Raw genomic sequence first — 12,341 nt, forward strand, 5'->3', positions numbered from 1 at the left:
GGAGATCACCATGGAGAAGTTCACCACCCACACCGGCACCGGGGTCCCGCTGCGGCGCAGCAACGTCGACACCGACCAGATCATCCCGGCGGTCTACCTCAAGCGGGTCTCCCGCACCGGTTTCGAGGACGGGCTCTTCGCCGCCTGGCGCGGGGACGAGACCTTCGTGCTCAACCAGGCCCCATACCGTGAGGGCTCGGTGCTCGTCGCCGGCCCGGACTTCGGCACCGGCTCCTCCCGCGAGCACGCGGTGTGGGCGCTGAAGGACTACGGCTTCCGGGTGGTCATCTCGTCCCGCTTCGCCGACATCTTCCGTGGCAACTCCGCCAAGCAGGGACTCCTCGCCGCCCAGGTCGCCCAGGACGACGTCGAGCTGCTGTGGAAGTACCTCGAGAACAACCCGGGCGCCGAGGTGACCGTGGACCTGACCGCGCGGACGGTGACGGCCGGGGACATCACCTGCCCCTTCGAGGTCGACGACTACACCCGCTGGCGGCTGCTGGAGGGCCTGGACGACATCGGGTTGACCATGCGCCACGAGAGCGCGATCACCGACTTCGAGCAGGGGCGGCCCAGCTGGAAGCCGAGCACCCTGCCCGCCTGAGTGCGTGGGCGCCGTTGTGCCGCAACGGTGCCCACGACCGGCACGGCGAAGGGAGCCGCCCTCGCCGGGCCGCGGGAAGCGGCTGCCGGCGCGAATCACATTGCGCCGCATCAATTCTTTGGGTCGAATCACCCCCAATCGATGCCGAATCCCCTTACCGTCGTGACAGGTCGAGTGATCGACTCGGCTGTCCTGGCCGGGGGAAGTGCCGGCTGTCTACCTACGGGAGTGACCGTGAACAAGGCAGAACTCGTCAAGGCTCTCGAGGAGAGACTCGGGAGTCGGAAGGCCGCCCAGGAGGCGCTCGAGGTCGTGCTCGACACGATCGTGCGCGAGGTCGCGAAGGGGGGTCGTGTCGCCATCACCGGCTTCGGCACCTTCGAGAAGGCCGCCCGTGCCGCCCGCACCGGACGCAATCCGCGCACCGGTGAGGTCGTGAAGATCGACAAGACCACCGTGCCCCGCTTCAAGGCAGGCACACGCTTCAAGGAGTACGTCGCCGACCCGAAGTCCCTGCCCAAGGCCGCGCCCGCGGCCGCCCGCGCCGCGGCCGGCACGGTGGGGGCCACCGCCCGCGAGCTGGGCCGAGGGGGCTCGAGCACCGGGGGCACGACGAAGACCGCCGCCAAGAAGTCGACGGCGTCGAAGTCGACGGCGGCCAAGAAGTCGACCGCGAGCACGTCCGCCGCGAAGAAGTCGACGCCGGCGAAGTCCACGGCCAAGAAGAGCTCCGGCGGCGCGAAGAAGTCGACGCCCGCGAAGAAGAGCACGGCCAAGAAGACGACCGCGAGCAAGTCCACGACGAAGAAGTCGACGCCCGCGAAGAAGAGCGCGGCCAAGAAGACCACTGCGAAGAAGGCGACCGGCTCCGGGAGCTGAGCGGGACCCCCTTCGCCCCGAACGGTGTCGGGCCCGGGCGTTGCCGGGCCCGACACCGTCGTCAGCGGATGGACTCGTCCCGGCCGATGCCGACGATCCACATCCGGGTGATCTCGCCCGACTCCCGGGTGAGGTTGACCCGCTGCCCCGGTCGCAGGAAGCGCAGCCCGCTGGCTGCGAAGATCTCAGGGGAGACCTCGTGGGAGACCCCCTCGTCGGTGACGACGGTGGTCCCGGTGTCCGGGTCGTGGGAGAAGACGGTGGCCTGCACGGTGAGAAGGATAGTCGTGCCATAAGGTGAGCGGGATCACGGGATCCCGTGATCGAGGCGGAGCTGGCGAAGGAGGTTGCCCATGGGGGCCGGTCGTCCTCCGATACCCCTCGTGTACCGCTTCGTCGCGCTCGTCATGCGCCCGCTGCTGCGGCTCGTGCTGCGCTACGAGGTGCACGGCGAGGAGAACATCCCGCTCGGCGGCTTCATCGTCGCGGTGAACCACAACTCCCACAGCGACCCCTTCCCGTGGGCGCACGTGCTGTACAACCGGGGCATACCGCCGGTCTTCCTCGCGAAGGACTCACTCTTCAAGGTCCCGGTGATCGCGTGGGTCATGCGCTCCACCCACCAGGTGAAGGTGGAGCGCGAGCGGGCCGCTGCCGCACAGTCGCTGCCCCACGCGAGGGCCGCACTCGCGCAGGGGCACTGCCTCGGGGTCTACCCCGAGGGCTCCCTCACGCGGGACCCGGACGAGTGGCCGATGCGGGGCAAGACCGGTGCCGCGCGGCTGGCGCTGGAGTCGGGGTGCCCGGTCATCCCGGTCGCGCACTGGGGCGCCCAGGGGCTGCTTCCGCCGTATGCCCGGGTGCCGCGGATCTGGCGTCGGCACACGGTGGAGATCCGGTTCGGGGAGCCCGTCGACCTGGCGGATCTGCGGGAGCAGCCGACGAGCTCCCAGGTCGTGGCCACCGCGACGGACCGGATCATGCGGGCCATCACCGACGAGCTCGAGCAGATCCGGGGCCTGCGGGCCCCGGAGGAACGATTCGACCCGAAGGCGCACGGCATGACGCCCACGGGCAGGTACAGCCGAGGAGAGAACACGTGAGCACAGCAGCAGTATTCGGAGCCGGGAGCTGGGGCACGGCCTTCGCCTCGATCCTCGCCGACGCGGGCAACGAGGTGCGGGTGTGGGGGCGGCGCCCCGAGCTCGTCGCGCAGCTGAACGACGGCGTCAACGAGGACTACCTGCCCGGCTTCTCGCTGCCCTCGGGGATCTCCGCCTCCAGCGACCCCGCCGAGGTCACCGACGGGGCCGAGATCATCGTGCTCTCCGTGCCGTCGCAGACCCTGCGGGCGAACCTCGCGGACTGGGGTCACCTGCTCGGCCGCGACGCGATCGTCATCTCGCTGATGAAGGGCATCGAGCTCGGCACGACGAAGCGGATGAGCGAGGTGATCGCCGAAGCCGGTGGCGTCGACCCGGAGCGCATCGGCGTGGTCTCCGGGCCCAACCTCGCCCGGGAGATCACCGACCGCCAGCCGGCCGCCACCGTCGTGGCCTGCCCCGACGCCCAGGCTGCGGAGAAGGTCGCCGCGTGCTGCTCGACGAGCTACTTCCGGCCCTACACCTCGACCGACGTCATCGGCGCCGAGATGGGCGGGGCGGTCAAGAACGTCATCGCGCTCGCGGTCGGCATCGCCCAGGGGCTCCAGCTCGGGGACAACACGAAGGCCTCGATCATCACCCGTGGCCTGGCCGAGATCACCCGGCTGTCGGTCGCGCTCGGCGCCGACCCGCGCACCCTGGCCGGCCTGGCCGGTGTCGGCGACCTCATCGCCACGTGCATGTCGCCGCTCTCGCGCAACCACTCCTTCGGGGTCAAGCTCGGTCAGGGGATGAGCGTCGAGCAGGTCATCGCCGAGACGAAGCAGACCGCCGAGGGCGTGAAGTCCTGCGCCTCGATCCTCGACCTGGCCCGGGCCCACGGCGTCGACGTCCCGATCACCGAGCAGGTCAACAACGCCGTCCACCACGGCGCCTCCGCCGAGGAGATCGTGCGCGAGCTGCTCTCCCGCGCCCGGAAGGCCGAGGCCGAGTAGCTCAGGAACCCAGCGCGGCGAGGGAGGACTCCAGGTCGCGCCAGAGGTCCTCGACGTCCTCGACTCCGACCGACATGCGCACGAGGTTGACCGGGACGGCCTCCGGTTCGCCGGGCTGCCGGCGGCGACGCTCCAGCTGGGACTCCACGCCGCCGAGGCTCGTCGAGTTCGACCAGAGCCGCGTGCCCGCCGCGACGGCCTCGGCCGCCGCGGCGCCGTCGCCGTCGCCGACGACCTCGATGGAGACGACCGCGCCCCACCCGGGGTAGCGCACCCGCGAGATGCGCGGGTGGCCCTCCAGCCGGGTGGCCAGCTCGGCAGCATTGGCGCAGGAGCGCTCCAGCCGCAGCGCGAGCGTGCGCAGCCCCCGCAGCGCCAGCCAGGCCTCCATCGGCCCCGCGATGGCACCGCCGAGCGTGCGGTGGCGGGCCAGCCGCTGCCGCAGCGCCTCGCCTGCGCCCGGAGGGGTCACGGTGATGCCGAGGATGACGTCGGAGTGCCCGGAGAGGTACTTGGTCGCGGAGTGGACGACGACGTCGGCACCGTCGGCGAGGGGGCGCTGCAGCAGCGGCGTGGCGAAGGTGTTGTCCACGGCCACAAGCGCGCCCGCCTCGTGCCCCGCCCGGGTCAGTGCCGCGAGGTCGGCGACGTCCAGGAGCGGGTTGGTCGGCGACTCCAGCCACAGCAGGTCCGCGCCCTCCAGCGCCGTGGTGACCTGCGCCTCGTCGGTGACGTCCACCCAGCGGGCGTGCACCCGGCCCTCCCGGTCCGCGTCGGTGAGGGCGGAGACGAGGCCGTTGTAGGCCGCGGCCGGTGCGACGACGACCCCGCCGACGGGCACGAGCGAGAGCACCGCGGTGGTCGCGGCCATGCCCGAGGAGTAGAGCAGGGCGTCCCCGCCCTCGAGCTCGCCGACCGCCTGCTCGAAGGGGGTCCAGCTCGGGTTGTCGACCCGCGCGTAGTTCGCCGGCCCGTCCGCGATGTAGGTCGAGGTGAAGGTGACCGCCGGGTTCAGCGGTGCCCCGGGGGCTCGCTCCGGCCGACCCGACGCCACGACCTGCGTCCTGGGGGAGAGGCCCGAGTGGGTGGTCCTGGCGTGGTCTTCGGTCATGGACCGAGGTTAGAGGCTAGTGTTCGGAGACGATGAGCAGCCCCATGAAACGCAAGCCCCGCGTCGCCGTCGTCTTCGGTGGACGCTCCTCCGAGCACGCGGTCTCCTGCGCCACCGCGGCGGGCGTGCTGGGCGCCATCGACCGCGAGGTCTACGACGTCGTGCCCATCGGGATCACCCGCGAGGGGCAGTGGGTCCTCGTCGAGGACGACCCGACCCCGCTGCGCCTCACCGCGGGCAACACCCCGGAGGTCACCCACACCGGGACCGAGGTCGCGCTGCCGACGAAGGTGGGGGAACGGCGCCTCACCACCCACCGCCCCGGCGAGGCGATGGACACCCTCGGCGAGGTCGACGTCGTCTTCCCGCTGCTGCACGGCCCCTACGGGGAGGACGGCACGCTGCAGGGCATGCTCGAGCTCGCCGACACCCGCTACGTCGGCTCCGGCGTGCTCGCCTCCGCCGCCGGCATGGACAAGCACTACATGAAGGTCGTCTTCGCCGGCGCCGGCCTGCCGGTCGGGCCCTACACCGTCATCGGCGACGCGCAGTGGCACCGGGACCGCGCCGCGGCGATGGATGCCGTCTCCGCGCTGACCTACCCGGTCTTCGTCAAGCCCTGCCGGGCCGGCTCCTCGATGGGCGTGACGAAGGTCGACCGTCCCGAGGACCTCGAGGCCGCCGTCCTGGCCGCGCGTGAGCACGACCGCAAGGTCATCGTCGAGCAGGGGATCGACGGACGCGAGATCGAGTGCGCCGTCCTGCAGGGGCGGGGCCTGGAGCCGCCCCGGACCTCCCAGCCCGGCGAGATCGTCGTCGAGTCCGGGCACGGGCACGACTTCTACGACTTCGAGGCGAAGTACCTCGACGGCGCCTCCGTCGTCCTCTCCTGCCCGGCCGACATCGGGCCTGCGGCGACCGAGGAGGTGCGCCGGTTGGCGGCGGCGGCCTTCGACTCACTCGGCTGCGAGGGGCTGGCACGGGTGGACTGCTTCGTCACCGGGGACGGCGCGGTCATGATCAACGAGATCAACACGATGCCCGGCTTCACCCCCACCTCGATGTACCCGCGGATGTGGGCCGAGAGCGGGATCGACTACCCGCAGCTGGTCGACGAGCTCATCCAGCTGGCGCTGGGGCGCGAGGTCGGTCTGCGCTGACGTCTCAGCTGCAGGAGAGCTCGTTCGTCGGGAGCTCCTTGGCGGCCTCCTCGAAGGCGGGCAGCAGCAGCGGGGCCGGTCCGTACTCCTCCGGGACGATGACCTCCAGCGCGGGGTCGCGCCCGAAGGTCGTCATCCGGGTGCCGTCGCTCAGCTCCTCGGCGACCCAGTCCACGCCGCTGACGTCGATGCACTGCTGCTCCGTCGGGCCGAGCGCGGGCATCCCGCACCGGGCGATGATCGGCGGGTCCCCCCAGGCGTGCATCGCCGGACCCTTCGGGTCGGTCTCCACCCGTTCCTGGTCCGCGACGGTGTCCGGCCAGTGCTTCGCCACCCGGGTGCAGGCGGGGGCGGAGGCGAGCTCCGGCTCGGCCACCTCCACCGGGCCGCACCCGGCGAGCAGGAGGACGAAGGGGGCCACCAGGGCGGTCGGCAGCGCTCGGCGGGTGAGGACGGACACGGCCGGGAGGCTACCGTGCCGTCCTGACCCCCTTCGTCCACCCGAGGAGACCCGATGGCGCTGCGGCTGCGCGACCTGTCCGAGGGGGAGCTGCTCGGGCGGCTCTTCCCGCTGCTGCCGACCGGGGGCGGTGCGGCGGAGGTCCTCCTCGGGCCGGGGGACGACGCGGCGGTGCTCGCGGCGCCTTCCGGCAGCGTGGTGCTGACGACCGACTCGATGGTCCGGGGTCGGGACTGGCGCGACGACTGGTCCAGCGGCGGGGAGGTCGGCCGCAAGCTCGTGGTGCAGAATCTCGCGGACCTCGCGGCGATGGGCGCGGCCCCGACCGGGCTGCTGGTCGCGCTCGCCGCCGACCCGGAGACCCCGGTGGACCTGGTGCTCGACATCGGTGCGGGGATCGCCGCCGGGGCGGGCGATGCCGGGGTGCCGGTGCTCGGGGGCGACATCTCCTCGGCGGAAGCCGGCTCCGTGCTCGTCGCGGTGACCGCCGTCGGCGACATGCAGGGGCGCGCCCCCGTGCGGCGCGACGGCGCGCAGCCGGGTGACACGGTCGCCGTGGCGGGGCGGCTGGGCCGTGCCGGAGGCGGCCTGCAGCTGCTCCTCGCAGGGCGGGGACGCACGGCGAGCGACCCGCCGCTCCCCGCCGACGCCGACGCCGGCGCCCGGGCGGTCGACGAGCTGTGCCGTGTCCACCGCACCGCGGGGGCGCCGCCGCTGGAGCAGGGGCCCGCCGCCGCCGGGGCCGGGGCCAGCGCGATGATCGACGTCTCGGACGGGCTGGCGCGCGACGTCGGTCGGGTGGCCGCCGCGAGCGGCGTGGGCATCGAGCTCTCCGAGGAGGCGCTGCGCGGGATCGCCGCCGGGACGCTCGCGCTCGCGCTGGGGGAGGAGGACGCGCTCATCCAGGTCCTCTCCGGGGGCGAGGAGCACTCGCTCGTCGCGACCTTCCCGGGGGAGCCGCCGGAGGGTTGGCGGGTCATCGGCCGGGTCGTCGAGGGTGAGGGCGTGCGCGTGGACGGGACCACCCCGACCGCGCTGGGCTGGGACCACTTCGCCCGGTGAGGGACGGGGAGGCCCCGGGGACAAGAAGAACCGCCGCCCGGAGGGGGCGGCGGTTCTCCTTGTGTGAGGTCAGCTGGTCAGCGGGTGACCTTGCCGGCCTTGAGGCACGAGGTGCAGACGTTGAGACGCTTCGGGGTCCCGCCCGCGTCGCCCACCTTGGCCCGAACGCGCTGGATGTTCGGGTTCCAGCGACGCTTGGTGCGGCGGTGCGAGTGCGAGATGGAGTGTCCGAAGGACGGTCCCTTGCCGCAGACGTCGCAGTTGGCAGCCACGGGTATCTCCTGGTGTTCGTCAGTAACGTGTGTGCGGCCCCGGGCAATCTCCACGGCGGGGGAGTGCGGGGCAACCGGTACAGCGTAGCGGAGGCGGGGGGAACGGTCCAAAACGGGTGGACGGCCCGGCAGCCGTGGCGGGACGGTACCGTGACGGCGTGCTGCACGTCCTCGATGCCGACTCCGTGCGCCGCTGGGTCGTCGTGACCCGGGCGGCTCTCGCCGCGCGCCGGGCGGAGATCGACGGGCTCAACGTCTTCCCGGTCCCGGACGGCGACACCGGCACGAACATGTACTTCACCCTCGACCAGGCCCTGGACTCGGTCCGGGCCGAGCACGAGAGCACCGGCGCGCCGGTCACCCTCGACGTCGAGGCGGCGGCGATGTCCCGCGCCGCGCTCATGGCGGCACGCGGAAACTCGGGAGTCATCCTCAGCCAGCTGATCCGCGGCGTGAGCGAGGTCGTCACCCAGGAGGGGCTGACCGAGGTCGGTCCGGGGGCCGTGGCCCGCGCCATGGCGAAGGGGGCCTCCCGCGCCCGGGAGAGCGTCGTGCGCCCCCAGGAGGGGACCATCCTCTCGGTGGCCGAGGCCACCGCGACCGAGGCGGCCCGGCTCGCCGGGGCAGGGGCGGACCTGGCCGAGCTCAGCCGGGGCTGCGTCGAGGCCGCCCGCAGCGCTCTCGCCCGCACCCCCGAGCAGCTCGAGGTGCTCGCGCGCGCCGGCGTCGTCGACGCCGGCGGGGCCGGCTTCCTGCTCTTCGTCGAGGCGCTGGACCAGGTCGTGCACGAGATCGGGCGACAGACCCGCTTCGCCGTGGACGAGTTCATCCTCAACCCCAGCCTCGAGCGCCGGCCCGAGTGGTCCGAGCGCCGCGACGCCGGCGATGTCGAGGTCGAGGAGCACGACGGGCCCGCCTACGAGGTGATGTACCTGCTCGACGACCTCGACGAGCCGCGGCTGGAGCGGCTGCGCGCCGACCTGGACACCATCGGCGACAGCGTCGTCGTCTCCAGCGCGGTCGACGTCTCCCACGTGCACGTCCACACCGACGACATCGGCGCCGCCCTCGAGGCCGGCCTCGCCCACGCCCTCCCGCGGCGGGTGGCCGTGACCCTCCTGGAGACGATGGCCCCCGCCCCGCGGGTCGGCCTGTCGGTCGTCGCCTGCGCCGCGGGCACGGGCATCGCCGCCGTGCTCGAGGAGGCCGGCGCCGCCACGGTCGCCTCCGGACCGGGTCACCGCGCGTCCGCCGGTGAACTGGTCAGCGCCATCCGCGCCGCCGGCACGCAGGAGGTCATCCTGCTGCCCAACGACCGGGACACCCGGATGGCGGCCGACGCCGCGGCCCGGGCCGTGGCGGGCGAGGGGCTCACGGTGCACGTCGTCGCCTCGGGCACGGCCATCCAGGGTCTCGCCGCGCTCGCCGTCTTCGACCCCGGCCTGACCGCCACCCAGAACGTCGTCGCCATGACCCACGCCGCCGCCGCGACGCAGCACGGCGCGGTCACCGTCGCCGTCAAGGAGGGCCTCACCAGCGGCGGCCCGTGCCGGATCGGGGACGTCCTGGGCGTCGTGAGCGGCGACATCACGATCGTCGGGTCGGACTTCGACGAGGTCGCCTGGCAGGTCCTCGACGCCATCACCGGTCTCGGCGCCGAGCTCGTCACCCTCGTCCACGGCCAGGACCTGCCCGCCGGTGCGCTCGAGCGGCTCACCGACCGGCTGGGGCACCGGCCCGGTATGGAGGTCGAGGTCATCGACGGGGGCCAACCGCACTACCCCCTCCTCCTCGGGGCCGAGTAGTGGCGGGCGAGGAGACCAGGCTCAAGGGGCTGATCGGCGGCCAGGCGGCGGGCAAGCTCGCCAAGCACCGCGGCATCGAGACGGTCGGGCAGCTGCTCGACTTCTGGCCGCGCCGGTACCGCACCGCCGAGGCCGACCTCGGGCAGCCCCGGATCGGTGACTTCCTCGTCGCCGTCGCGCGGGTGGAGTCCGCCCAGACCCGCTCGATGAAGTCCCGCCGCGGCCGGATGCTCGAGGCGACGATCACCGACGGTCGCTCCCGCATGCGGGTGACCTTCTTCGACGCCCGCGGCCACGAGCACAAGCTGGTCGCGGGGCGGGAGTTCCTCTTCGCCGGCTCCGTCACCGAGTACCGCGGAGTGCGCCAGCTGGCCCACCCCGGCTACGCGACCCTCGAGGAGGCGGCCGCTCTCGGCGAGCTCGGCGACGCCGACCACACCGGCCTGATCCCGATCTACCGGCACGTGCCGGGGGTCCACCCGTGGACGATCACCCGGTGCGTGCGGCTGGTGCTCGGGCAGCTGGACGAGGTCACCGACGCCATCCCCGAGTCCGTGCGCAGCCGCCGGGACCTGCTGGACCGGGCCGGCGCCCTTCGCGCCGTGCACGCCCCCCGCACCCACGCCGACGTCGCGGCCGGCCGCCGCCGGCTGCGCTACGAGGAGGCCCTGGTCCTGCAGTGCCTGCTCGGGCAGCGCCGGATCGAGGCCTCCCGGGTGGCCACGACCGAGCGCCGGCAGGTTGAGGGCGGGCTGCTCGCCTCCTTCGACGAGCGCCTGCCCTTCGAGCTCACCGAGGGCCAGCAGAGGGTCAGCCGCGAGATCCTCACCGAGATGGCCCGGCCGACCCCGATGCACCGGCTGCTGCAGGGCGAGGTGGGCTCCGGCAAGACGATCCTCGCCCTGCGCGCGATGCTCGCGGCCGTCGACGCCGGCGGGCAGGCGGTCCTCCTCGCCCCGACGGAGGTCCTCGCGGCCCAGCACGAGAGCTCGATCCGCGGGATGCTCGGTGACCTGGCCGAAGGGGGGATGCTCGGCGGCGCCGAGAACGCCACCCGCGTCGCGCTGCTCACCGGATCGATGTCCGCCGCACGGCGGCGGGAGGCGCTGCTCGAGATCGCCTCCGGGCAGGCGGGCCTGGTCATCGGCACCCACGCGCTGCTCGAGGACGAGGTCGCCTTCGCCGACCTCGCGCTCGTCGTCGTCGACGAGCAGCACCGCTTCGGCGTCGAGCAGCGGGATGCGTTGCGCGCCAAGGGAAGGACACCGCCACACCTGCTCGTGATGACCGCGACCCCGATCCCGCGCACCGTCGCGATGACGGTCTTCGGCGACATGGAGACCTCGACGCTGCGGGAGCTGCCGCGGGGCCGGGCCCCGATCACGACGCACCTCGTGCCCGCAGGCAGGCCGGACTGGGTGGACCGGACCTGGCAGCGGGTCGCGGAGGAGGCCGCCGCCGGGAGGCAGGCCTACGTCGTCTGCCCGCGCATCGGTGATGAGGAGGGCGACGGACGGCACGACGTCGAGGAGGGCCTCGACCTCGTCGCCGAGGAGGGTCTCGTCGACGACGAGGCGGACGACGGCGAGCGGGTCGAGGACGGCTCGTCGGGGGAGCGGCCGCTCGCCGGGGTGCTGGAGACCGTCGCCGAGCTGCGGGAGCACCCCGCGCTCGCGGGCCTGACGATCGAGGTCCTCCACGGGCGGATGCCTCCGGAGGAGAAGGAGTCGGTCATGGCCCGGTACGCCGCCGGCGAGGTCGACGTGCTCGTCTCGACGACGGTCATCGAGGTCGGCGTCGACGTGCCCAATGCCTCGGCCATGGTCATCATGGACGCCGACCGGTTCGGGGTCTCCCAGCTGCACCAGCTGCGCGGCCGGGTCGGCCGGGGCGGCGACCCGGGCATCTGCCTGCTCATGACGGCCACCGAGAGCGAGTCCGCGCTCGAGCGGCTGTCCGCGGTGGCCGGGACCACCGACGGCTTCGAGCTGGCGCGGCTCGACCTCACCCAGCGCCGCGAGGGCGACGTCCTCGGGTCCGCCCAGCACGGGGCGCGCACCCACCTGCAGCACCTGTCGGTGCTGCGCGACGAGGAGCTCATCGAGGCCGCCCGTGAGGACGCCGCCGTCCTCCTCGAGGAGGACGAGGACCTCACCGGGCACCCGGAGCTGCACGACCGCATCGCCGACTGGCTCGACGCCGAGCGGGCCGCCTACCTCGAGAAGGGCTGACCCCAGGAACCGGCCACGGGTTGGGTCGCGCCGCCGCGCATGGCGCATCATGGTCTCCGTGACCCGAATCATCAGCGGTGAGGCCGGCGGACGACGGCTGAGCACACCCGGCGGCGAGCGGACCCGCCCGACGAGTGACCGGGTCCGCGAGGCGCTCTTCTCCTCCCTGGAGGCCCGGGGCGTCCTCGAGGGCGCGCACGTCATGGACCTCTACGCCGGCTCCGGTGCCCTCGGGCTCGAGGCCGCCAGCCGCGGCGCCGCGAGCGTGCTCCTCGTCGAGTCCGACAGGGGTGCCTCGGCGACCATCCGCGCGAACATCTCCGACGTCGGCGTCGCCGGCGCCCGGCTGCTCTCCAGCACCGTCGAGCGGGCGCTGGACCGGCCGGCCACGCTGCGCTACGACGTCGTGCTCGCCGACCCGCCGTACGACGTGACGGAGGAGTCCCTCGCCCGCATCCTGGACATGCTGCTCACCCAGCAGTGGCTCGCCCAGGAGCCGGTCGTCGTCGTGGAGCGCTCCTCCCGCTCTCCAGAACCTGCCTGGCCCGAAGGCATCGTCGGCGAGGGGCCCAAGCGCTACGGCGAGACGGTCCTGTGGTTCGCGAGCCTGAGCGCACCCGACTTCCAGATCTGAACTCGCTCCGGGGGTGTGATCCGGG

The 12,341-nt window shown here is 73.2% G+C and carries 13 protein-coding genes; 9 read left to right on the forward strand and 4 right to left on the reverse strand.

The window, feature by feature from the left end; all coding sequences use genetic code 11:
- The first annotated feature begins 10 nt into the window (after positions 1 to 10).
- Positions 11 to 604 (forward strand): 3-isopropylmalate dehydratase small subunit, encoded by a 594-nt coding sequence (gene leuD, locus JCO01S_RS02575; protein WP_068250222.1) that lies wholly within the window; start codon positions 11 to 13, stop codon positions 602 to 604.
- 234 nt (positions 605 to 838) lie between these two features.
- Entirely contained in the window at positions 839 to 1,483 is a 645-nt protein-coding gene (locus JCO01S_RS02580) for an HU family DNA-binding protein (protein ID WP_068250225.1), read from the forward strand.
- 61 nt (positions 1,484 to 1,544) lie between these two features.
- On the opposite strand, the gene JCO01S_RS02585 is transcribed toward JCO01S_RS02580, so the two are convergent.
- Positions 1,545 to 1,754 (reverse strand): hypothetical protein, encoded by a 210-nt coding sequence (locus JCO01S_RS02585; RefSeq protein WP_068250228.1) that lies wholly within the window; start codon positions 1,752 to 1,754, stop codon positions 1,545 to 1,547.
- A 112-nt stretch (positions 1,755 to 1,866) separates the two neighbouring features.
- Here JCO01S_RS02585 and JCO01S_RS02590 point away from each other — a divergent pair, with 112 nt between their 5' ends.
- On the forward strand, positions 1,867 to 2,586 hold the full coding sequence (locus JCO01S_RS02590) for a lysophospholipid acyltransferase family protein (RefSeq protein WP_245634308.1): 720 nt from the start codon (positions 1,867 to 1,869) through the stop codon (positions 2,584 to 2,586).
- A complete protein-coding gene (locus JCO01S_RS02595; RefSeq protein WP_068250234.1) occupies positions 2,583 to 3,581 on the forward strand; it encodes an NAD(P)H-dependent glycerol-3-phosphate dehydrogenase in 999 nt (332 codons plus the stop codon). Before JCO01S_RS02590 ends, JCO01S_RS02595 begins: the two co-directional genes overlap by 4 nt.
- Before the next feature lies 1 nt (position 3,582).
- Here the strand turns inward: JCO01S_RS02595 and JCO01S_RS02600 are convergent, their stop codons facing one another.
- Positions 3,583 to 4,692 (reverse strand): trans-sulfuration enzyme family protein, encoded by a 1,110-nt coding sequence (locus tag JCO01S_RS02600; RefSeq protein WP_068250238.1) that lies wholly within the window; start codon positions 4,690 to 4,692, stop codon positions 3,583 to 3,585.
- A 44-nt stretch (positions 4,693 to 4,736) separates the two neighbouring features.
- Between JCO01S_RS02600 and JCO01S_RS02605 the strand changes: the two genes are divergently transcribed.
- Positions 4,737 to 5,852 (forward strand): D-alanine--D-alanine ligase family protein, encoded by a 1,116-nt coding sequence (locus JCO01S_RS02605; RefSeq protein ID WP_245634309.1) that lies wholly within the window; start codon positions 4,737 to 4,739, stop codon positions 5,850 to 5,852.
- Positions 5,853 to 5,856: 4 nt separating this feature from the next.
- On the opposite strand, the gene JCO01S_RS02610 is transcribed toward JCO01S_RS02605, so the two are convergent.
- Complete coding sequence (locus tag JCO01S_RS02610; protein WP_068250244.1) at positions 5,857 to 6,312, reverse strand: DUF3515 family protein; 456 nt, start codon at positions 6,310 to 6,312, stop codon at positions 5,857 to 5,859.
- Between the two features lie 54 nt (positions 6,313 to 6,366).
- Here JCO01S_RS02610 and thiL point away from each other — a divergent pair, with 54 nt between their 5' ends.
- Positions 6,367 to 7,374, forward strand: coding sequence for a thiamine-phosphate kinase (gene thiL, locus JCO01S_RS02615; RefSeq protein WP_068250247.1), 1,008 nt, complete (start codon positions 6,367 to 6,369; stop codon positions 7,372 to 7,374).
- A gap of 77 nt (positions 7,375 to 7,451) precedes the next feature.
- Here thiL and rpmB read toward each other — a convergent pair whose 3' ends face one another.
- Positions 7,452 to 7,646: a 50S ribosomal protein L28 gene (rpmB, locus tag JCO01S_RS02620; RefSeq protein ID WP_068250251.1), complete on the reverse strand. Its 195-nt coding sequence runs from the start codon at positions 7,644 to 7,646 to the stop codon at positions 7,452 to 7,454.
- A gap of 158 nt (positions 7,647 to 7,804) precedes the next feature.
- On the opposite strand from rpmB, the gene JCO01S_RS02625 reads away from it, so the two are divergent.
- Genes JCO01S_RS02625 through rsmD form a run of 3 tightly spaced genes read left to right on the forward strand, consistent with a single transcriptional unit; the run spans position 7,805 to position 12,316 of the window.
- The gene (locus JCO01S_RS02625; protein ID WP_157074444.1) at positions 7,805 to 9,451 is read left to right on the forward strand and encodes a DAK2 domain-containing protein; all 1,647 of its coding nucleotides are present in this window, start codon (positions 7,805 to 7,807) and stop codon (positions 9,449 to 9,451) included.
- Positions 9,451 to 11,682: an ATP-dependent DNA helicase RecG gene (locus JCO01S_RS02630; protein WP_068250257.1), complete on the forward strand. Its 2,232-nt coding sequence runs from the start codon at positions 9,451 to 9,453 to the stop codon at positions 11,680 to 11,682. Before JCO01S_RS02625 ends, JCO01S_RS02630 begins: the two co-directional genes overlap by 1 nt.
- Before the next feature lie 58 nt (positions 11,683 to 11,740).
- On the forward strand, positions 11,741 to 12,316 hold the full coding sequence (gene rsmD, locus JCO01S_RS02635; protein ID WP_068250336.1) for a 16S rRNA (guanine(966)-N(2))-methyltransferase RsmD: 576 nt from the start codon (positions 11,741 to 11,743) through the stop codon (positions 12,314 to 12,316).
- Positions 12,317 to 12,341 lie beyond the last annotated feature (25 nt).

This window comes from Janibacter corallicola NBRC 107790, assembly GCF_001570965.1.
GTDB classification, from domain to species: Bacteria; Actinomycetota; Actinomycetes; order Actinomycetales; family Dermatophilaceae; genus Janibacter; species Janibacter corallicola.